This window comes from Pedobacter sp. AC190 (genome assembly GCF_979258025.1).
Map to the genome: position 1 here is coordinate 2,568,452 of NZ_OZ409824.1, position 21,649 is coordinate 2,590,100.

Annotated in this window: 22 protein-coding genes; 9 read left to right on the forward strand and 13 right to left on the reverse strand. The window is 36.3% G+C overall.

The genetic code is table 11. The features are described 5' to 3' along the window. Positions 1 to 52 precede the first annotated feature (52 nt). The 4 genes from ACZZZI_RS11290 to ACZZZI_RS11305 form a co-directional block, all read right to left on the reverse strand. On the reverse strand, positions 53 to 604 hold the full coding sequence (locus tag ACZZZI_RS11290; protein ID WP_316755242.1) for a cupin domain-containing protein: 552 nt from the start codon (positions 602 to 604) through the stop codon (positions 53 to 55). A gap of 135 nt (positions 605 to 739) precedes the next feature. Continuing rightward, the gene (namA, locus tag ACZZZI_RS11295) at positions 740 to 1,819 is read right to left on the reverse strand and encodes an NADPH dehydrogenase NamA (protein ID WP_463489473.1); all 1,080 of its coding nucleotides are present in this window, start codon (positions 1,817 to 1,819) and stop codon (positions 740 to 742) included. 107 nt (positions 1,820 to 1,926) lie between these two features. Beyond that, the gene (locus ACZZZI_RS11300; protein ID WP_463489474.1) at positions 1,927 to 2,916 is read right to left on the reverse strand and encodes an aldo/keto reductase; all 990 of its coding nucleotides are present in this window, start codon (positions 2,914 to 2,916) and stop codon (positions 1,927 to 1,929) included. Positions 2,917 to 2,918: 2 nt separating this feature from the next. After that, the gene (locus ACZZZI_RS11305) at positions 2,919 to 3,314 is read right to left on the reverse strand and encodes a DoxX family protein (RefSeq protein ID WP_463489475.1); all 396 of its coding nucleotides are present in this window, start codon (positions 3,312 to 3,314) and stop codon (positions 2,919 to 2,921) included. A 183-nt stretch (positions 3,315 to 3,497) separates the two neighbouring features. Here ACZZZI_RS11305 and ACZZZI_RS11310 point away from each other — a divergent pair, with 183 nt between their 5' ends. From ACZZZI_RS11310 to ACZZZI_RS11330, 5 genes are all read left to right on the forward strand, one after another. Then, entirely contained in the window at positions 3,498 to 4,325 is an 828-nt protein-coding gene (locus ACZZZI_RS11310) for an ABC transporter ATP-binding protein (protein WP_463489476.1), read from the forward strand. A 4-nt stretch (positions 4,326 to 4,329) separates the two neighbouring features. Further along, the gene (locus ACZZZI_RS11315; RefSeq protein WP_424056817.1) at positions 4,330 to 5,148 is read left to right on the forward strand and encodes a hypothetical protein; all 819 of its coding nucleotides are present in this window, start codon (positions 4,330 to 4,332) and stop codon (positions 5,146 to 5,148) included. A gap of 19 nt (positions 5,149 to 5,167) precedes the next feature. Next, positions 5,168 to 5,542, forward strand: a complete 375-nt coding sequence (locus ACZZZI_RS11320) for a GntR family transcriptional regulator (protein ID WP_344767988.1) — start codon at positions 5,168 to 5,170, stop codon at positions 5,540 to 5,542. Between the two features lie 4 nt (positions 5,543 to 5,546). Continuing rightward, positions 5,547 to 6,398, forward strand: a complete 852-nt coding sequence (locus tag ACZZZI_RS11325) for a hypothetical protein (RefSeq protein ID WP_463489477.1) — start codon at positions 5,547 to 5,549, stop codon at positions 6,396 to 6,398. 182 nt (positions 6,399 to 6,580) lie between these two features. Beyond that, positions 6,581 to 7,567, forward strand: coding sequence for an alpha/beta fold hydrolase (locus ACZZZI_RS11330; RefSeq protein WP_463489478.1), 987 nt, complete (start codon positions 6,581 to 6,583; stop codon positions 7,565 to 7,567). A gap of 39 nt (positions 7,568 to 7,606) precedes the next feature. Here ACZZZI_RS11330 and ACZZZI_RS11335 read toward each other — a convergent pair whose 3' ends face one another. Genes ACZZZI_RS11335 through ACZZZI_RS11345 form a run of 3 tightly spaced genes read right to left on the reverse strand, consistent with a single transcriptional unit; the run spans position 7,607 to position 10,348 of the window. Next, complete coding sequence (locus ACZZZI_RS11335; protein WP_463489479.1) at positions 7,607 to 8,497, reverse strand: DUF6263 family protein; 891 nt, start codon at positions 8,495 to 8,497, stop codon at positions 7,607 to 7,609. Between the two features lie 24 nt (positions 8,498 to 8,521). After that, positions 8,522 to 9,295 (reverse strand): M90 family metallopeptidase, encoded by a 774-nt coding sequence (locus tag ACZZZI_RS11340; protein ID WP_463489480.1) that lies wholly within the window; start codon positions 9,293 to 9,295, stop codon positions 8,522 to 8,524. A 27-nt stretch (positions 9,296 to 9,322) separates the two neighbouring features. Then, complete coding sequence (locus ACZZZI_RS11345; protein WP_463489481.1) at positions 9,323 to 10,348, reverse strand: Gfo/Idh/MocA family oxidoreductase; 1,026 nt, start codon at positions 10,346 to 10,348, stop codon at positions 9,323 to 9,325. Between the two features lie 104 nt (positions 10,349 to 10,452). Here ACZZZI_RS11345 and ACZZZI_RS11350 point away from each other — a divergent pair, with 104 nt between their 5' ends. Beyond that, on the forward strand, positions 10,453 to 10,797 hold the full coding sequence (locus ACZZZI_RS11350) for a hypothetical protein (protein WP_316755267.1): 345 nt from the start codon (positions 10,453 to 10,455) through the stop codon (positions 10,795 to 10,797). A 625-nt stretch (positions 10,798 to 11,422) separates the two neighbouring features. Here the strand turns inward: ACZZZI_RS11350 and ACZZZI_RS11355 are convergent. From ACZZZI_RS11355 to ACZZZI_RS11375, 5 genes are all read right to left on the reverse strand, one after another. Continuing rightward, positions 11,423 to 12,100, reverse strand: a complete 678-nt coding sequence (locus tag ACZZZI_RS11355) for a YiaD family glycine zipper/OmpA-like lipoprotein (RefSeq protein WP_316755270.1) — start codon at positions 12,098 to 12,100, stop codon at positions 11,423 to 11,425. A gap of 176 nt (positions 12,101 to 12,276) precedes the next feature. Then, positions 12,277 to 12,969 (reverse strand): ABC transporter ATP-binding protein, encoded by a 693-nt coding sequence (locus ACZZZI_RS11360; protein WP_316755272.1) that lies wholly within the window; start codon positions 12,967 to 12,969, stop codon positions 12,277 to 12,279. Between the two features lie 2 nt (positions 12,970 to 12,971). Beyond that, positions 12,972 to 14,444 carry a DUF5687 family protein gene (locus tag ACZZZI_RS11365; RefSeq protein WP_463489482.1) on the reverse strand — a complete coding sequence of 491 codons (1,473 nt, stop codon included), beginning with the start codon at positions 14,442 to 14,444 and terminating at the stop codon, positions 12,972 to 12,974. 62 nt (positions 14,445 to 14,506) lie between these two features. Then, complete coding sequence (locus tag ACZZZI_RS11370) at positions 14,507 to 15,787, reverse strand: replication-associated recombination protein A (RefSeq protein ID WP_316755276.1); 1,281 nt, start codon at positions 15,785 to 15,787, stop codon at positions 14,507 to 14,509. Positions 15,788 to 15,889: 102 nt separating this feature from the next. Next, positions 15,890 to 17,194, reverse strand: a complete 1,305-nt coding sequence (locus tag ACZZZI_RS11375; protein WP_463489483.1) for an MFS transporter — start codon at positions 17,192 to 17,194, stop codon at positions 15,890 to 15,892. A 115-nt stretch (positions 17,195 to 17,309) separates the two neighbouring features. Between ACZZZI_RS11375 and ACZZZI_RS11380 the strand changes: the two genes are divergently transcribed. Further along, positions 17,310 to 17,885 (forward strand): class I SAM-dependent methyltransferase, encoded by a 576-nt coding sequence (locus ACZZZI_RS11380; protein ID WP_463489484.1) that lies wholly within the window; start codon positions 17,310 to 17,312, stop codon positions 17,883 to 17,885. Positions 17,886 to 18,429: 544 nt separating this feature from the next. Here the strand turns inward: ACZZZI_RS11380 and hisS are convergent. Beyond that, on the reverse strand, positions 18,430 to 19,821 hold the full coding sequence (gene hisS, locus ACZZZI_RS11385) for a histidine--tRNA ligase (RefSeq protein ID WP_463489485.1): 1,392 nt from the start codon (positions 19,819 to 19,821) through the stop codon (positions 18,430 to 18,432). A gap of 134 nt (positions 19,822 to 19,955) precedes the next feature. On the opposite strand from hisS, the gene ACZZZI_RS11390 reads away from it, so the two are divergent. Both ACZZZI_RS11390 and rluF read left to right on the forward strand, forming a co-directional pair. Beyond that, positions 19,956 to 20,516 (forward strand): DinB family protein, encoded by a 561-nt coding sequence (locus ACZZZI_RS11390; RefSeq protein WP_316755284.1) that lies wholly within the window; start codon positions 19,956 to 19,958, stop codon positions 20,514 to 20,516. 160 nt (positions 20,517 to 20,676) lie between these two features. Further along, complete coding sequence (gene rluF / locus ACZZZI_RS11395) at positions 20,677 to 21,642, forward strand: 23S rRNA pseudouridine(2604) synthase RluF (protein ID WP_463489486.1); 966 nt, start codon at positions 20,677 to 20,679, stop codon at positions 21,640 to 21,642. The last annotated feature ends 7 nt before the right edge of the window (positions 21,643 to 21,649 follow it).

Sequence of the window (21,649 nt, forward strand, 5' to 3'; positions counted from 1 at the left end):
GGATTTAAAACCCGAAAATTAAAGAATTTTGAATGGTTAAAGGCAAAGAGTTTTAAACATTCTTACAGTTTCGATTATACCAACACTCAAATAAATGCCCTTTTGTGCCATAAACAGGGTCGTTGTCTGGTTTTTCTACTTTAGCAATATCCTCATCAGCCTCTGGCCGTTCATTAGCTTCTCCGTATTTTATATTATAGGCCGAACCTTTAGGATATGCGCCTACAACGGTAAAATCCTCACTGGCCCTAAGCTTCTTATGTGCAACACCAGCTGGAATAACAACCACATCTCCCTTGTCTAATTCTATGCAAACCCCATGTTCGCCACCGAACTGAACATCGGCATTTCCACAAAATACGCCCATAACTTCGTGCGTATTGCTATGATAATGATGATAATCAAAAATGCCATCTATCCAGGCATTCGAATAGCCATTCTGTGCAAAAACAGTTTTGATCACTTCCGCATGATCGTCTGGATGGATTAAAAAAGCCCCTTTATAAATCATTAATGGATAAACCGCATTGTTTGGGAAATTTCCGTTTTCTTCAATAACGTGCGAAACTAAATATGCTTCCTGAATGAGCTTTTCTTTATCCATAATTAAGGTCTTTATTAGTTAACAAAGTATTTGGCAAAGGGTTTCGGCCATAAGTAAAAATACTAAATTTTAAACTTCATTTTACTAACGCAAAAAGCCATTCCTTTGGGATGGCTTCTTGCGTTAGTAAAAATATTATTTCTTAAAAACTTCTCTTTTCGCTCTAACGTATTGATTTGGCCATTCCGTTTCATCACCCAAGATCTGGGCAGCATGAGTTGGGAAATAAGCATCGCGAAGCGATTCTCGTGCAATGAAAATCAAATCAGCCTTTTCTTGTTGCAAAATTTCTTCCGCCTGGTGTGCATCTACAATAACACCTACTGCACCTGTGTAAATGCCAATTTCATTTCTAATTTTATCGGCAAACGGAACCTGGTAATTTGGCCCTGCAGGGATAAAAGCATCGGGAACATTTCCACCTGATGAGGTATCAATTAAATCTACGCCTCTATCTTTTAAAACGGCAGCTAATTGAAGAGAATCGTTTTCATTCCAACCACCTTCGGTCCAGTCGGTAGCCGAAATACGCACAAATATTGGGAGGTTTTCAGGCCAAACCGACTGAACGGCTTCTACCACATCAATAACCAAACGAATTCGGTTCTCGAAACTTCCACCGTACACATCGCTACGCTTATTGCTTAGCGGACTGAAAAATTCATGCAGCAAATAACCATGCGCTGCATGTACTTCTACCACTTTATAACCTGCATCTAAAGCACGTTTTGCCGCGGCTCTGAAAGCAAAAACAATATCCTGAATTTCAGAAATACTTAATTCATGTGGCTCAACTTGTCCCTGTTTAAAAGAAATTGCTGATGGGCCAACTGGTTTCCAGCTATTATCTCCCTGAGGAATTTGTTCGCCACCATTCCAGGGTACATCACAACTGGCCTTTCTGCCTGCATGTGCAAGTTGAATGCCTGCAATTGCGCCATTTGCATGGATAAAAGAAACAATTTGTTTTAGTTTTTCTACGTGTTCATCTTTCCAAATGCCTAAGTCGGCATAAGTAATTCTACCTTCGGGCGTTACAGCCGAAGCTTCCTGGATAATTAATCCAGCACCACCAACAGCACGGCTGCCGAGATGTACCAAATGCCAGTCGTTGGCAAAACCATCAACAGCAGAATATTGGCACATTGGTGAGATAACGATTCTGTTTTTTAATGTTACATCCTTTATTGTAAAAGGAGAAAATAATTTAGACATGACTGATTTTTTGTGATGTATGAATTAATGTTAGTCCGAACTTGTTGAAAACATTTGACTGATCTTTGGCAAGCTCATAATGACAAACGAAAGTAATTAACTAAAATTTAAAATCCTGCGCTTTTAAGTTCTGTATTAATAAACTCAATTTCTTCAGCAGTTAACTTTACATTTATAGCCTCTGCATTTTGCACAGATTGTTTTGCATTTCTTGCACCCGCTAAAGCAATTGTAATCCCTGGGCGCTCAACAGTCCAACGTAGAACCAGCTGTGATAAAGTTGCATTTTTCTCCTCAGCTAAAGGCTTAATTTTAGCTAAAAAGGCATTCGTTTTTTCGATGCTTTCTGGTTTAAAGAATGGATTTCCCTGACGGTGGTCGCCTTCTTCGAATTTGTAATCTTTGGTCATTTTACCCGTTAGCAAACCTCGCTCCATCGGACTATAAGCTAAAATTGATTTGTTATTTTCAATGCAATATGGTACAATTTCGTTTTCTACACCACGATTAACCATGCTAAAGGGAATCTGGTTTGAAATAATGTTTAAGGTTTCATTAGCTTCTTTTAACTGGGCAACATCATAATTGCAAACACCTGCGTATCGTACTTTTCCTTGTTCTATTAATCTGCCAACGGCTTCGAAGGTTTCGCTGATTGGCGTTGTCGATTCGGGCCAGTGAATTTGATATAAATCGATATAATCAGTTCCTAGGCGCTTTAAAGATTGCTCGCATTCGTAAATTACACTTTCCTTACCCGCGTATTTATAAATGTCGATTTCCTTACCATCGTTGTTTTTACTTTTGAAACCAAAATCGCCCTTTGCTAAATCCCAACGCATCCCAAACTTGGTTACAAGTTGAATTTTATCTCTCGAAATTCCTTTAACTGCAGCACCAACAATTTCTTCACTATCGCCTTGTCCATAAATAGGGGCGGTATCAATAGAGGTTACGCCTAAATCATAACCAGCTTTTATAGCATTAATTGCATCATTTCGGTCTGTGCTTCCCCACATCCAGCCACCTGCAGCCCAGGCACCAAAAGTGATTACCGAGAGTTCTAAATCTGAATCTCCAATTTTTCTGTATTCCATAATTATTTTTTTAAAAGATGATCAACCGCATAACTATTTTGCGGTAGGTACGCTAATAACACTGATGTAAAGGCAACGTGAATGAGCTGTGATGGCAATGCTTCCCAATTTTCGATCATGGTTGTGCCAAAAATTAATGCAAGTGAAACTGCTCCTGCAAGTAATAATCCTAGTCTGGTAAACAAACCAAGTAATATCATCAAACCAGCGGCAAATTCCAGAATTGGTAAAGCATAACTAAAAGGTAAAACCAAAAATTCTGGGATAAAAGACTTAGCAAATTGCCCCATCATCCAATTACTAAAGCCATCAAGTTTTGGTAAACGAACAAGGCCATGCCCGAAAAAACTTAATCCAATGGCTAATCTGCTAAGTAAATACGCCCATTTTACATCCATAATTTTATGTTATCATACAAACATACAATCCTTGTATTAAGGATGTTTTAATGCAACTAACATTAAACTGATATTTTACAGAGGCGTTATAAAAACCGCTATTTAAAAAAATATCTACGGAATAATTTGGAGGTTATAAAAATACAACATACTTTAGTGTATTATTTAACTAATACAGTAGGTATGATACAAATTAACAATCTGAATTTTGGTTACAGCAAGCATAAGCCATTATTTAAAAATATGAGTATGCGTTTAAGCAACGGTCATATTTACGGTTTGCTTGGAAAAAACGGTGCAGGGAAATCAACCTTGTTAAAAAAATTAGCTGGTTTGGTATATGCACAAAGTGGCTCGCTGGATGTAATGGGTTTTAATCCTGCAAAGCGACAACCCGAATTATTAGAGCAAATTTGCTTTATTCCAGAGGAGTTTTATTTACCATCGGTTAAAATAGATTCGTATGTTAAGGCAAACGCACCGTTTTATAAAAATTTTAACCACAGCTATTTCTCCGAATTATTAAAGGAATTTGATATTCCCGCAAGTAATAAATTAATCAATATGAGCTATGGCCAGAAAAAGAAATTTATTATTGCTTTTGGTTTAGCTACCCAGGCCAGGTTAATTATAATGGATGAACCTACTAATGGTTTGGATATCCCTTCGAAAGCACAGTTCAGAAAAATTATGGCTTCTGCCCTTACTGAAGAACGTTGCATTATTATTTCTACCCATCAGGTTAGGGATTTAGATAACCTGATCGATACGGTGATTATGCTTGATGAAAATGATGTGGCCCTTAAAGCATCTGTAGAGGAAATAACTGAAAAATTAACTTTCAAAAAAGTTAAGGAATTGGATGAAAGCATTATTTATGCTGAGCCATCATTATCGGGTTACAATGCAGTAATGCCAAATTTCCATAATGAAGAGAGTAAGCTTGATATGGAGCTATTATTCAATGCCATTCTTGCTGAGAAAATTAAATTTAAACCCCTTTTTAACTAAAGCTATGAACAACACATTTAATATAAATCGATTTGGCTTATTGCTAAAAAGACAATGGTTAGATTTTGGGAAAATTTATTTGATCAGTTTAGTTGTAGTTATTGGGGTGATCATCGGATTTTATGCCTTTAGTGCTCCATTACCTTCAAAGACTAATAATTTTGATTACGACTCGAATTTAGATATGCGCTTTCGTTATCCGTTATTTTTAATATTAGGTTTTCTGTTTATCAGTATTGTAGCCAGCAGCTATTTTTCTTTACTCGGTCAAAAATCGAGAGCCATCTTAGAGTTAATGACCCCAGCTTCTACTTTTGAAAAATTTCTGACAGGTGTTTTTTACACAGCTATATTAAGCTTACTAAGCTATCTGATTCTTTTTTATATAACCGATTTGGCATTCGTCAAATATATAAATGCACATTTAGCCGAATTTAAAATTAATGGCGATAGTAAAAAAGCGATTCAACCCGTTGAGAGTATTGCCGCTCAAATTTTTTATGATGTGAATTACAGAGCCTTTTTGAGAAGTTTTTTAGCAATACCTTTTCTTGTGACGAGTGTGTTTCTTTTGGGCTCAATTTATTTTAACAGGTTTCACTACATTAAAACAGCAGTATCGGTTATGGTTTTTTCAGGAATAGCAACATACTTAGTTGTTAAAGCTGCTGGCCTGCTAACCGAAGGCATGGTTAATGTTGGTCCAGGTAAGCATCAATCAGATAAAGACATGGCATTTTTGCTAATCTTTCTTATTACGGCGCTCTTAACATTAATTTTCTGGGCGATAGCTTATGTGCGCCTTAAAGAAAAAGAGGTTTAATTTTTTAATAGGTACAGATATGGAATTTAGAGATAATAAGGCAATATACCTTCAGATAGCAGATTATGTTTGCGAACATATTTTGTTGGAAAAATGGAAAGCCGACGAGAAAGTGCCATCAGTTAGAGAGCTTGCCGTAGAGATGGAAGTGAACCCTAATACAGTAATGCGCACTTATGAGTTTTTGCAAAATAAAAATATCATCAATAACAAAAGAGGCATTGGTTTTTTTATTGCCGATGATGCTATAGAAAATGTAAAAAGCTATCGTAAAATACAGTTTATAGATGAGGAATTACCTGTTGTATTCCGAAACATCTATTTGCTAAATATTGGTTTTGATGAACTTGAAACCAATTATAAAACATTTGTTAAAGAAAATTTTAACGCTTAAAACCATGAAAACAAGTAATAAATTATTAATTGCATTAGCAATTTCATTGATCCTAATTCCGATTATAGTTGTTGCGATAACTGTGAAAATGAATTACACCGATAAAAAGAATGCGTTAAAAGAAAATAAAAACGAAGCGCGTTTTAATACCCCATCTGAAGGATACTTAAGTGAAAAAATAAGTAAATCTTTTACCGCAGTTGAGATCTTAGATGGTAGAGGATTGGAATTGGATATCGTTTTGATAAAGGACGACAACACAGGCGTAAAAATTTCAGAAGAATTTAAAAACTTAATCAGCTATGATGTTAATGATCTTGGAGTTCTTCAAATCTCTTTTAAAAGTGCCGTTGAACAAAAATATAGAAGAGCTCAATTATACATTTATGCACCAAATATTGTTGACTTTAGTGCTTCTAAGGGAAACAGTTTAAGTTTGTGGATTAGTAATAGGGATTCACTTAACTTAAAGGCTTCAAGAATTGGGTCAGTATGGTTAAATTCCGACTCCAAATTGAACAGCCTATCAATGGTCGCAGATAGTGTTCAACAATTCTCTATGGATAAAAAAACAATTAGCTCGCTTGATTTAACTCTTAAAAACGCTGATTTCAAGACTGAAGCATCATCATTTAGATCATTAAAGATTAATGCAGTTGGTACTTCAAATATTGAGATTGATGGTGATGAATCTAAGAAAGACAAATATATTATCGATGACTTAGCAATTATAACTGAAGGAAAATCGAATATATATTTAACTAATATAAAGGTTAATAAAGCTTCGGGTTCACTCTCAGATTCTACAAAAGTAAATATGCCTGTTTATGTTTTAAAAACGATGTTTAAAAACTAGTTAGCCATCTTTTCAGTTTTTATTCTAATGATAGAACCCAGGTTTTCTGATTAAAGAGCCTGGGTTTTATTGTTTTCTAATTAAAATTAGGCATGGTTTTTCGTCTTTAAAAAGGCGAATAAGATAAATTAAAGACTAATTTTGGCCGATTAGCAAATTGCATTACATCAGAAGATTTAACCATGAGAATATTTTTCGTTTTACTTACCCTTTCGTTTTTATCATTAACAACTGTATTTGCCCAGAAAATTGATACACTTTCTATTAATCTGGAAAATGTAAAGTATCCTTACCCAATTAAATATTTACCGATAACAGTGGAGGGCCAGGATGTGAGAATGGCCTATATGGATGTAGCGCCAAGCATCACGCCAAATGGAAGAACAGTTATGCTTTTTCACGGTAAAAACTTTGGAGGCTACTATTGGGGGCATGTAATTAAAGCGCTTACATCAGCTGGTTTCAGGGTTATTGCACCCGACCAGATTGGTTTTGGTCGCTCTTCAAAACCAATTATTAATTACAGTTTTAAACAACTGGCCGAATGGAATAAAAAATTATTAGATACTTTGGGCATTCAAAAAACTTCAATTTTGGGGCATAGTATGGGCGGTATGCTCGCTACTCGTTTTGCGTTAATGTATCCAGAAAGAATGGACAAGCTTTTGCTGGAGAACCCGATAGGTTTAGAAGATTACAAAACTTTTGTTCCAGTATCAACAGTTGAAGAACAGTACCAGCGTGAGCTTAAAAATACAGCAGAAAGCATTCGTCAGTATTACAAAAGTTCATATTTTACCGTTTGGAAACCCGATTACGAATATCTTGTCAATATTGGTGCTGGAGTAACTTTTAGTGCCGATTTTCCAAAATATGCAAAGGTGGCAGCGTTAACTTATAATATGATTTATGAACAGCCAGTTGTTGATGAATTTAAAGATTTGAAAGTTCCAACTATTCTCTTTATCGGCAAGGAAGATAAAACAATAGTTGGGAAAGGGCTTTTAAATGCCGATCAGCAGGCAATTCATGGTCTTTATCGGTTCTTAGGAAAAAACACCGCTTTGAGGATTCCAGGTTCTAAAATTGTTGAGTTCGAAGCCTGCGGTCATATCCCACACATAGAAATCAGAACGGAGTTTTTAGTCGCTTTAACAGGAAGTTTGTAGCGTTTTTTTGCCAGCGGTTAGACTAAAAGGTAAAGGCAGTTAATTAGCTGCTTTACCTGAAATTTTGTTAATACCCTCCATATCGAAATCGATATCCTGATCTACTGCTTTCATTTTACCATACAATTCTATACGGGTGTGACTAGATAAAATCAAACCTGTTTTAAGGTCAATCTGTGCATCGCCAATGTTCATGCCCTTTAAATCGGTTTGCATTTTATTGCCCATACTATCGAAATCGCCTTTCGAAATTAGAGTAGCTCTAATTGCTAATATCGCAATACCATCCTTAATTTCCTTTAATGTGTAAGTCGTGATTGATTCGATAGGCATGGTAATTTTCATCTTCGAATTCACAATCCAGCTATCGCCAACCTTAATCGCTTTGTCTGGATAAATCCGCATCGAGGATTCTAAGGTTTGCCTGATCACTTCACTATTAAACTGCTTGCTGAGTGAAAGTTTAATTTGCTTAATCTGAGCAGTATCAGTAGATATTTTCACTGCCATATGATCTACCATGGTTTCAACTCCTGAAACCGATTTTATCGAGCCATTAGGCGATAATACCATATCAAAGCTCGAGTTTTTTAATCCAGCAAATGGATTTTGCTTGCCAACCTCTTCCTTATCTGAATCGAGAATTAGTTCATTTCCCATACCTATCGATTTGATGGTAATTCGTTTGTACGTAACCTTTATATTTTTATCCAAACCCTTCGTTCCTGTAATGTCGAAACTATAATCTGTGCTTACATTTTGTACATAGTTTAAACTTTTTCCACTTACTTTCTGATTTATAATCTGATCTGAGTTGATGGAATAATCATATTTCTTTCCAACGGGATAATCTTGTTTTAAGAGGTAGGTTTTCTGCGCGAAAGTGCTTAAGAAAACTGAAAAACAAAGAAAAGAGATTAAGAATTTCATTATCTATTAATTTAATTTTTAATATTAACCAGCAGGCTTTTGTGCGAAAATACGACTTAATTGAAAATATAAGTCTGGATGTTTTTCTTTTAACAATTCGGGTTTTTCGAAAAAGTATTCAGAAACCACAGCAAAAAATTCTGCCTGATTGGTGATTGCGTATGGATTGATATCAGATTTGTTATCTTCTATTTTTTCAATTTCCTCATGCATCATTTTTATCCAGGGCAATGTATATTCATGGCCGATCAAATTTTCAGGAACACCATCGGTAGCACCATCCGATTTATCTAAAAGATGTACAAACTCGTGGATTGCAGTATTTTCCTTGCCTGCACTTTTCGAAAAACCATGACGTAAGGCCGAGCGGGATAAAATCATTTGTCCGTTCATATAACCACTGCCTACCATACCCATAATATTTCTTTCGCCTCCTTCAAATTGAAAATCATTATTAAAGGTATCAGGATAAAGCAAAACGCTTGATAGGTTTTTATATTGCCAGTCTTTAAAACCGAAAATGGGAATTACAGCACTAGATGCTATTAATAACTCATCAAGAGTGGTCATTTCTACACCAACGCCTTCAATTTTTACCGTACTGAAAAATTCAGCAACTTTTTGCTCAAACCTAAGTTTATCGCTAGAATCTAAGTGATGATAATAACTTACATAATCATCTAAAATTTTCTTATCAACATCTGTAAGCGGATCGATAAGCGGTTTCTTTTTTCTGAAAATAAAGTATAATGCCAATAAAAATATTGGAATGAGATAAGCGAATGGTAACGAATTCATAGTATAGTATTACAGGAATTTTATGGCTTAGCTTTCTAAAATTTCCAATTGGGTAATAACGTTTTCACGCGTAACAGGATAAGGCTTATCGCTTGTTAAAGATTCATAAACCGCATCAAAAAGTGGCAGGTAACTTCCAATTTCTGATGGGATAATGGTTTCGGTTTTATTTCCATCATCGTCTATAGTCGTTAGAAAACCTTCTTTGCCTTTTGGCTCAATCCCGTAAACATCATCCGTTAATTTCATGCCAGCTAATAATTGTTCTTCTTGTATATCGGCTCTTTGTTTTATAAAGCTGCCATAAACACCATGTAAAACGAATGCTGCCTGCGGATTTACGACTAACATACTAGAGGTTACAAATACATTTACACTATCAGGATAATTTAACTGAATGGTAAAGTAATCATCCACTTCAGTGCCTTTTCTGTTTTTTCCTAAAGTTTTATAATAGCTTATTGGTTTGCCAAAAAGGCTAATTACCTGATCTAAAAGATGCGGCCCCAAATCATAAAGTAAGCCACTGGCTTCGATTGCTTTTTCTTTAAAGGCTTTTGGCCCAATGGTGTTTCTATAGCGGTCGTAACGTAGATGCATTTCGTTTAGCTTCCCTAATTTACCACTTGCAAGTACTTTTTTTACTGAGGCAAAGTCGCTGTCCCAGCGGCGATTTTGATAAAAGAAGATTTGCTTCCCCGATTTATCAGCTAATTCAAAAAGTTCTTTTGCTTGTGTAGATGTAGCTGTAAAAGGCTTTTCTACAAGAATATGTTTGCCTTTTAAAAGTGCAGCTTTAGCATGTTCGTAATGAAGATTATTAGGTGTATTAACAACGACCAGTTCAATTTCTGAATCGTTTAAAAGTTCATCAACACTATTATAACTTGTAATTTCTGGGTAATCATTAGCCGCATTTTTATTGCTACGCTCTACAACAGCCTTTAAATTAAAGCCATTATGGGTATGTAAGAAAGGCGCATGAAAAACCTTGCCAGACATACCGTAAGCTAATAAACCTGCCGTAATTGTATTATTCGAAGTTGTGCTCATAGGTTATAAATGTAGCCAAAATTACAGTAATCACCTAGGGCTGTTGCCGAAAGGGTTGGGCTTTTGTCGAACGCTTTAAACCTTTTTACATTATCTTTGCAAATATGAAACCGTCGGAGATTAACAGCAAGTGGAAAATTTTACAGGAAAAGATTTCTAAAGAATTTGATTCAGATTTTCCAGATTTAAAGGTAATGCTTTTTTTGATTGGTGTTCAGGAACTGGGTAAAGGGCCAAAAAAATATAGCAAGCGACAGAAGGAGGAGTTGATGCACATTGCTACCTGCCGTTTATTAAGCGAAATGGGCTTTTATGAATTAGAAGGTCTCGATCAGGATGGCTGGCCACATTGGAAACTTGTTAAAGCCATACCACCGTACACCATGCTGGAGCAGGAAATGCTCATGAAATCTTTGGTGGTAAGCTATTTTGAAGATATTTATTCTTAAAGTTTATTCCTCCTTTTTGAAGTAGCACTTGTGCTGATTGCTCTCCAGGCAAGCTGTCTTTTAGTTAATATAATTTTTTGAAGCGCAATACCTGTGGTGCTTCGGTAACCTGGTTCCCGCCAATACTACAATCTTTTGGTTTATGGTAATTGGGCATTTAAAGGTTGCTGAAACCAAAAGTATTTCCGTTTATGTCGGGGCTATTTTGCTGGCAAATTGCTTATGCTTTCAGTTTTTTGCATTGCCTACTGTATTTAAACCTGACAACAGCGGCAGCCTCCCGATTTTTCTTGGGGAGCTAGAGCGAATGGCAGGACTTTACTGACCCAAAAGTACAGAACCATTCATTTTCTAATTATTGGAATATTTAAGGTTAAAGTCTTTAGTAAATAATTTCTATTTCTTGTAAAAAACAACATTGCTCGTCTTCTCGACAGTAGCGTGGTGAAACGGAGCGGATCTTTTAATTTGAAAGATTTTGCTTCGCTGAGAATCGTGGTTTTCTACTTTGCTCGAAATGAAGGTGAGATTTTCAGAATGATAAAATTTGCAAAAAAAATCCCGAAGCTTTTAAACTTCGGGATGGCTATATAATGACCTCATAGGTAGAGGGAATTAGCGAATATTAACCTTGTTTTTGTGCAGTTGCTTTTAACGCATCATTTGCTACAATTACAATTTCAACACGACGGTTAGCCGCACGGCCAGCATCAGTTTCATTATCAGCAATTGGCTCGGCAAAACCTTTACCAATAGTTACCAATCTTGATGATGGAACACCTTGAGAAACTGCATAAGCTTTAACAGCTGCTGCTCTTCTTTCTGATAAACCCATGTTATATTGTTCTGTACCACGGCTATCTGTATGGCCGATAATTTTAATATCTGTATCTGGGTATTGGGTTAATGATGCGGCTAAACTCTGAACGTTTGTTTTTGCTGCCTCTTTTAGCGCTGTTTTATCGAAATCGAATAAAATGCCACTGTCAAATTTTACAATAATACCTTCACCCTCGCGGATAACCTCTGCATTAGGAATTGCTTTTTGAATTTCTGCTGCTTGTCTATCCATTCTACGACCAATAAATGCACCCGCTGTGCCACCAATAGCACCACCAATTAATGCACCTACTGCTGTATTACCAGCTTTTTTGCCGATTAATGCACCAATAACACCACCAGCAGCAGCACCAATACCAGCACCTTTCTGTGTTTTAGTTAAACTGTCACAGCTTTGAAGTGCCATTGAACCTACTGCTAATCCTATGCTTAATGTTGCTATTCTTACTTTTGAAATACTCATAATAATTGTGGTTTAATTTCCGTGGAATCCTTATTCAAACACAATGCCAAAAATTATTATCTCTAAATTTTAAACCTAATTATATTCAATAGAGCAAAAAAGAATAATTAATGACTAAATAAAAAAGCGCCCCGATTTGTCGGAACGCTTTGATTGTATCATTATTAGTACAAAAACTAAGCAGAAAAGTAACTTTCCAACTCTTTAAGTGTATTTTCGTCGGTTTTAAAGTCTTTAATTACAATACCCTTTTCTACTAAAATAATTCGGTTACAAACATCTGTAACGTGGTTTAAATCGTGACTAGATATAAAGGTAGTCATACTTCCACTTTGTGCCTTTAATAGATTTTTTAAACGAATTTGGGTAGTCGGATCTAAATTGGCAAAAGGTTCATCTAGAATTAAGATTTCTGGTTTTTGCATTAAAGCTGCAGCAATACCAACTTTAACCTGATTTCCTTTACTAAAATCACGTATGTATTTGCCACTGTTTAAAATCTCGCCATTAAAAAATTCCCCGTATTGTGTAAGGTACGCTGAAACATCTGCAACACTTAAATCGTGCAAACCACCAATAAAAATAAAATATTCTTCAGGTGTTAAATAATCAATCAGAAAACCTTCATCTAAAAACGATGCAGTGTAATTTTTCCAATTGTCGCTTTGCATAACGTTCTCGCCTTTTGATAAAATTTCGCCCTCACTCGGACGAATTAAATCTAAAAGCATTCTGAAAAAAGTAGTTTTTCCAGCGCCATTGTTACCTACTAAACCTACGGTTTCGCCTTGCTCAATCTGTACGTGCTCTATGTTTACAACGGTTTTATCGCCATAAACTTTTTTCAAATTTTTAACTTCTAAAATCATAATTATTCTCTAAAGCCTTCGGCTATTTTATAACGTTGTTTTTCAAATTTTGCAGTGATGAAGTTTACCCAGAAGCCACGCATTAAAAGCATAATTAATCCGAATAAAGACACAACCATTAATCCCCAGTAGGGTAAATTCATAATGCCAAATGGCAGGTATAATAAAATTGGTGTTAAAGCATATGGAAACATTAGCAGCCATTGTGTAGCGCCAGTACCCTGGTAATTAAAGCTTGCGGCTTTATTAATATCTAAGCGCTTATAATTTAAAGTAGCCAAATAAAGCACGATTACTGTTCCAAAACCAATATTGTATAGATAAGCGGCAATGTGTAGAAGCAATAACTTAGGACTTAAAAACCCATAAAAGCTGGCTAACAAAGTAATAACTGTTGCGCCAATAGTGAACAATAAAAATTTAGCTTTTATATAATCTTTAAAGTTGATTTTGTTAGCCAATAAGCCATCGAAATGAGCACTTTGCCAGGCAAACATAAACTGACCGTAAATGATGATTGAAATACCCGTCATGAAAATAGCGGCGAACATCATTTGTCCGAAAGCATTTCGATCTATAGCCTTTTCTTTATAAAAAATAAAACCGTAAAACAGGAAAAAGAAGCCTAAAATCAAAGAAGAACGAGAACGCTTATGGCGAAGAATTAACTTCAGCTCTAAAGCGGCAAGTTCTCCAACTTTTCCGAAACGATTTAAAAAGGCGTAATCTGTACTTACTTTTTTCTCTTGTTTGCTACTTAATTCTTCTACATATAAATTTTTACGAAGAAAATCAGCGTTTAATTTAAAGATCCCAAAAGCAGCAATCGGAAATATAAAACCATAATAAGAATGAGCAGCAACAGCCTGGAAAACAGCATCAGAAAATGCCATGATGGAGATTATTTTGTAATAATCTAGCGCAGCAAAGCCTGCAAAAAGAGCGAAGCCTACAAACGTGTACCAGGTATTTGTGATCGATTTTCGTTTGATATATAAAGCCAGATAATTGTTAAATACAGCTAAAGAAAATATAGAAACTATGTACGTTATTGTAAGGAGTGCGCCATGAGTAGGCGCTATCTTCATGAAACAAAAAGGCAGGAAAATAAAAAATGGCCAAAGGTTAAAAGCAGAAAAAAGAGCTTTAACATTTAAGAAGCCAATGATTTTACTTTTCTTTATTCTTAAGTGAAGATATGGAACGATACTTAAGGTTGGTAAATCCTGAAACTGCACCCGCATAATAAAATCGAATGCAAAATAGTACAAAATAATTCCGTTAAAACTTTTGATAACGTCCTGGTTGGGGAAAATTTTTGGTAAAAAAATTGCCATTCCAAAGCCTGCTCCAAGGGCAAGAACAAGAAAGTAAAGCATAAAAAAACCCAAAACGATTTGTGTGGCAATACTACTGCCTCTGTTTCGCGAACGCCAAAAAGATTTCCTTTGATGGCTTAAAAAAGTACTCAGCATATATAATTTAGGTGTTTAGTTAATGTTTGGTAATTAGTATATCTTTTTTAGTAAATGTTACACTAATATTTGTATTTATCTTTCCAGTTTTGGCGAAGTTTTTCTCTAAGCTTTTCTTCAGCTGGGTTTTTACCAGGATCGTAAAGTTTGGTTCCGCTTAACTCATCTGGAAAATATTCCTGAGGTTCAAAGTTTCCTTCATACCCATGAGAATATTTATAATCCTTCCCATAGCCAATGTTTTTCATCAATTTGGTTGGCGCATTACGAATGTGTAAGGGTACAGGTAAATTCCCTGTTTGCTTAACCAAAGCCTGAGCATGATTAATCGCCTCGTATGATGCATTGCTTTTTGGCGAGCTAGCCAGATAGGTTACGCATTGCGATAAAATAATCCTGGCCTCTGGGTAACCAATTACATTTACAGCCGTAAAACAATTATTGGCCAGGAGCAGGGCATTTGGGTTTGCATTTCCAATATCTTCTGATGAAAGAATAAGCAACCTTCGGGCAATAAATAACGGGTCTTCACCGCCTTCTATCATTCTGGCAAGCCAATAAACTGCTGCATTCGGGTCGCTGCCGCGGATGGATTTAATAAATGCAGAAATAATGTCGTAATGTTGTTCGCCAGCTTTATCATATAGGGCTAAATTCTGCTGTGCATGCGCCAAAACGTTCTCATTAGTCAGCGTCATTTTATCGCCACCAATGCCGTTAATAGCAATTTCGAGTACATTTAAAAGCTTGCGTGCATCGCCGCCGCTTAACCGAATTAAAGCCTCATGCTCTTTTATTGTAATTTTTTTTTGAGCAAGGATAACATCCTTTTTAATTGCAGTTTGAAGTAAGCCTGCTAATTCTTCTTCGGTTAGCGATTTTAAAATGTAAACCTGACACCTGGAAAGCAAAGCGGAAATGACTTCGAAAGATGGATTTTCGGTAGTTGCGCCAATTAGCGTAACCAAACCACGCTCCACAGCACCAAGCAAACTATCTTGCTGCGATTTGCTGAAACGGTGAATCTCATCGATAAACAAAATTGGTAAACCTAAAAAGCTATCCTTTAAAGCGGCAGCTTTATCTATTACATCACGAATATCCTTTACGCCACTATTAATTGCACTAAGGTTAAAAAATGGGCGATCTAGAGCTTGCGAAATAATATAAGCTAAGGTTGTTTTTCCAACTCCTGGAGGTCCCCAGAAAATCATCGAAGGTAACTGGCCACTTTCTATCGCCTTGCGTAAAACTGCACCAGTACCAACCAAATGCTTTTGCCCAACATATTCATCAAGATTTTGAGGGCGCATTCTTTCGGCTAGTGGGGCTTGATTTTGCATAATCGTAAATATAGGAAATTTGAGTGCTTTTGTAAATTAGGTTTTACCAAGGAAACACAGAAGTAGCAGCGTTTGATGTTTCATTTTATCTATGGTTAATACCTAATCTTCTATTTTAGAATGATGCTTTGTATCTTTCATGGTCGTATATAAAATCAAAGAAATTAAAATACAACCAGTAACATACCAATAGAAGTAACTTTCGTGGCCTATGTTTTTAAACCAAAGGGCGAAGTATTCGGCCGTTCCACCGAAAATGGCAACCGTTAAGGCATAAGGCAGCCCAACTCCTAAAGCTCTTATCTCGGCAGGAAATAACTCGGCCTTTACTACTGCGTTAATGCTGGTGTAACCACTTACAATAATTAATGCACCAATCATCAAAAGAAAAATTATGGTTGTATTGGTTTCGCTTGCCAGTCCTGTTAAAATTGGATAAGTACACAAACTCCCCATTATGCCAAAGCCAATTAATAATGGTTTTCTACCTATTTTATCAGATAATAGTCCGAATAAAGGTTGCATAATGGCAAAAAGCAGTAAGGAAATAAAAGATAAAGTTGTTGAGGTTTCTTTACTCAAATGCACGGTGTTTACTAAAAATTTCTGCATATAGGTACTGAAGGTATAAAAAGCAATTGTGCCGCCTAATGTTAAACCTACCACCGTAAAAACCTCTTTTGGGTATTTCAATAATATGGCAAGCCCGCCTTTTTTCTCCTCTTTATTTTTTTTAAATGCCGAAGTTTCATCAATGTGTCTTCTCAGATAAAGTGCGATAAAAGATAAAATTGCACCGATAAAAAATGGAATTCTCCATCCCCAATCTTGTAGCTCTGCTGGGGTTAACAACCAGTTTTGAAGAATTAACTGAATGCCTAAGGCAAGCAACTGGCCGCCAATTAAGGTTACATATTGAAAACTCGAATAAAAGCCCCGATGTTTTTTTGTAGCCATTTCGCTCAGGTATGTTGCAGATGTTCCATATTCGCCACCCGTACTTAAACCCTGAATTAATCGGGCAAATACCAATAATAATGGTGCGAAAATTCCGATTTGTTTATAGCCTGGCGTTAATCCAATAATTAATGAACCAATTGCCATAATTAGCACCGAAAGTGCCATCGATTTCTTTCTTCCTTGTTTATCCGCAATACTGCCAAATAACCAGCCGCCAATCGGGCGCATTAAAAAACCTACTGCAAAAATTCCAGCGCTATTTAAAAGTTGAGCTGTTGGGTTACTGTTAGGGAAAAATACAGGTGAAAAGTATAGTGCAAATGCAGAATAGGTGTACCAATCGTACCATTCTACCAAATTTCCAACTGAACCACCGAAAATAGATTTTAACCTATATTTAACCTCGTCAATTTCTTTTGATGTAAAATCGTTTGCTGGTTTATTCATGCTTTACTTGATCGGTTAATAATGAGTTTTCGAAGGAGAGAATTTTAAACACAAATTGCAATCTTTTTGTTTAAGTTAGTATTTATTGTAAGATAATTCGTCAATCGTTAGAAACATGAAAGATAACTTTTCCAATCAAGCTGCGGAATACGCTATTTATCGACCAACCTATCCTCAGGAATTATATGATTTTATATTCGCTCTGGTAGATCAAAAAGATTCGGCATGGGATTGCGCAACAGGAAACGGGCAAGTGGCGCGGGTGCTGGCTCAACATTTCACTGGGGTGTATGCTACAGATATAAGCGAAAAACAGTTAAGCCAGGCATTAAAAGTTCCAAATATCGTTTATCAGGTTGAGTCTTCAGACCAAGCGAATGTACCCGATGCGAGTTTTAATTTGATTACGGTTGCCCAAGCCATACATTGGTTTAATTTTGATGCATTTTACAGTGAGGTAAAACGAACCTTAAAACCCAACGGACTAATTGCTGTAATTGGTTACGGCGTAATGTTTATCGATAAAAAAGTAGATAAAGTGGTTCATAAACTTTACGAAGATATATTAGGTAAATACTGGGATAGCGAACGCAGGTATATCGAAGAAGGTTACAAAACCATTCCTTTTCCCTTTGAAGAAATTACAGCGCCACATTTCAAATCAAAACCTCGTGGAATTTTAACCAGCTGATCGGTTATTTAAATACCTGGTCTTCGTTACAACATTATAAAAAAGCGAATGATAGAAATCCTTTAGAATATATGTTTACCGAACTTAAAGAGGCCTGGGGAAACGATGCGGTTAAGGATGTGCATTTCCCGATTTTATTGCGGGTTGGGCGGTAGATACTTAGTTAAGCACAATGCATAAGGCTATCGTCATTGCGAGGCACGAAGCAATCTCAGCCTCTTCACAGACCATCAAATAATTATTTGAAAACGTTATTTCAGTAATTCTTCGGTTAATTTAGCCCCGCTTTCCGTTACAAGTCCGCACTCGTACCTCGTTTACGGGCTTTTCACTTCAATCGGGTTTAAAAACGAAGGATTATGCTAAAACCGTTAAACGCATAATATAAAACAAGTATCTAAAGCAACCTGCAAATGAAAGGCACATTTCTCCATACACAATGCATTATAAAACTTGCTGTATTCATTGTCGTTGGTTTCAACCAACGGTTAATGGATTGGAGTTTATCCATGGTCTGTGTCTTCACAGACCATTTCATTAATGTTTATTTCAATAAATCCATTATGGCTAAGGCAGTCATTTTTTTCTGCTCACCGCTTTGCATATCTTTCAAAGTTAACTCGCCGCTTGCGATTTCATCACCACCAATTAAAATTACGTAGGGGATATTTTTTGCATCAGCGTAGGTCATTTGTTTTTTCAGCTTGGCTGAAGAAGGGTATAATTCGGCCGAAATACCAGCATTTCTAAATTGCTGTAAAATTGGTAAAGCATATTTTTCTGCCTCGGCATCGAAATTACTAATTAAAACTTTGGTTCCAACCTCTGCTGATGCAGGGAAAAGATTTAATTCTTCAAGCACATCGTAAATTCTGTCGGCACCAAATGAAACGCCAACTCCAGTTAAATCTTTCAAACCAAACATGCCCGTTAAATCATCGTAACGGCCGCCACCGCCGATGCTACCCATGGCAACCTCGTTGGTTTTAACCTCGAAAATGCAACCTGTGTAATAGTTTAAACCGCGGGCTAATGTAATGTCTAGTTCCAGTTTAGCCGTTAAAGGAAGGCCATAAGAAATCAGACTTTCCACATAATCAAAAACCTGCTCAATTTCGGCAAGGCCTTTCAAACCTGTTTCAGAAGTTGCTAAAACTTCCTTTAAGCTGCCCAGTTTTTCTTCGTTGGTTCCTTCTAATAAAATAACAGGACGAAGTTTCTCCAAATCATCTTCGGTAAAACCGCGTTCTAATAATTCTTTACTTACACCATCCAAACCAATTTTATCCAGTTTGTCGATCGCAACAGTCATGTCGATAATTAAATCAGGTTTACCTATAATTTCGGCAATGCCTGATAGAATTTTTCTATTATTAATTTTGATGCTAAAATCTTTTAAGCCAAGTTTAGCTAAAGCTTCATTGTAAATCAGGATAAACTCTGCTTCGTTTAATAAACTTTCAGAGCCCACTACATCTACATCGCACTGGTAAAATTCACGGTATCTTCCCTTTTGTGGTCTATCGGCACGCCAAACAGGTTGAACCTGAAAACGCTTAAAAGGTAAGGTGATTTCGTGCTGGTGCATAACTACGTAGCGAGCGAAAGGAACAGTTAAATCATAACGTAAAGCTTTCTCAGAAATTAAAGGAATTAACTTATTGCTATTGTCATCCTGAGCAAAGTCGAAAGATTTTTTCTTCGGATCTTTTAAATACTCGCCGCTATTAAGAATTTTAAAAATCAGCTTATCCCCTTCATCGCCGTATTTTCCAGTTAAGGTAGAAAGGTTTTCAAAACTAGGTGTTTGAATTTCTGCATAACCATATTTTTTGAAAACCGTTTTAATTGTATCGTAAATAAAGTTGCGTTTTACCATTTCAACAGGCGAAAAATCGCGTGTACCTTTTGCTAACGAGGGTTTAATAACTGACATAGGCGCAAAAGTACGAAAATGTAGGGTTTATTAATCCATCGCTCCCTTTTCAAAATAATTTTTTTTTAATTTTTCGCACTGCCATAGGGTTGTCAGTATGGGTTATTTTCTTTGTGGTACCAAAACAAAAAACCATGAGCTTAGCCGACTTACTATTAATGGAAATTACCACAATCGAAAAAACAAAACAACAAAATATGGATATTATTAAAGCATTATTGAAAGAATTTGAATCGGAATTCAACACAACTAAAAAGTTTCTGGCTTTGGTGCCAGTTGATAAATTTGACTGGGCACCGCATGAAAAAAGCATGAAAATGAAATCCTTAGCAAGTCATATTGCAGAACTGCCAGCTTGGGTAAGCTTAGCATTTACTACGGATGGATTAGATTTTGCAACAGCGCCATACGAAGAGAAAAAAGTAGATAGCAACGAAGATTTACTTAAGCTTTTAGAAGAAAGCTATGAAAGCGGGAAAGCAGAACTGGAAAAAGCATCGCCTGAAAATTTTGATAAACAATGGATTTTGCGAAACGGGGAGCAGATTTTAGGCGACCTGACAAAATACGAAATGGTGAGGATTGCATTTAGCCAAACTATCCACCACAGAGCCCAACTAGGTGTTTATTTAAGATTATTAAACATTCCAATACCAGGAAGCTACGGGCCAAGTGCAGATGATCAAAGCTTTTAAACTTCCTCTTTTATAATTTTGTGTTCTCTGTGGTGTTTTTACCACAGAGAACACAAAAGATTTGTGAAGTATTTTGCGATTCGCGATTAAATCGACTCCTTCGATTAAAACAAACACTTCCTTTTAGGCTTTTAATATATCTTTGCATAAAATTGAATCTATGCAAAACAGTTCTGCAACCCGTTTAAATAAATTTATCAGCGAAAGCGGATTATGTTCTCGCCGTGAAGCAGATCGGTTTATCGAAAAAGGCAACGTTTTTATTAATGGGAAAAGAGCCAAAATAGGTGATCAGGTTTTAGCAGGGGATCGGGTTATGGTTAACGGCCATAATATTGAGCCTAAAGAAGAAAGCAATTTTATTCTTTTAGCGTTTAATAAACCTGTTGGCATTACCAGTACAACAGAATCTAACGTTCGTGATAATATTGTTGATTATGTAAATTACAGTGAGCGTATATTCCCAATCGGAAGGTTAGATAAAGACTCATCAGGCTTAATTTTCTTAACTAATAATGGCGATATCGTTAATAAGATTCTTCGGGCAGGGAACAAACATGAAAAGGAATACGTTGTAACGGTTAACAAACCAATAACCGAAGATTTTATCTTCGAAATGAGTAACGGGGTTCCAATTTTGGGTGTAAATACACGTAAATGCAAAGTCCGCCAGGTTAGTACGTTTGTGTTCAATATAATATTAATTCAAGGTTTGAACAGGCAAATTCGTAGAATGTGCGAACATTTCGGTTACGAAGTTACCAAGTTAGAGCGAACCAGAATTATGAACATTAACCTTAAGGGGATTCCAACGGGCGAATTTAGAGCGCTTACAGAAGAGGAGATGGGCGGCATTATTAAAAGTGTCGAAAAATCATCTTCAGATGTTGCGACAAAATCTAAAAACACGAAGAAAAAAACCAACTCCTGGGAAGAAATTCCTGAATTGAATTCTGAAGTACCTAAAAAGACTTCTAAGCCATCAGGCCAAAAATCTTTTGGAAAAAAGCCTTCTGGTCATTCTTCAGCAAAACCAACTGGGAAAGGTAACTCCTCGAATCGGAATTCAAGACCTGCAAAAGGCAAGTCAACAGGTAAACCCGCATCAAAAGGCAGAGGCCGATAAAAGCACA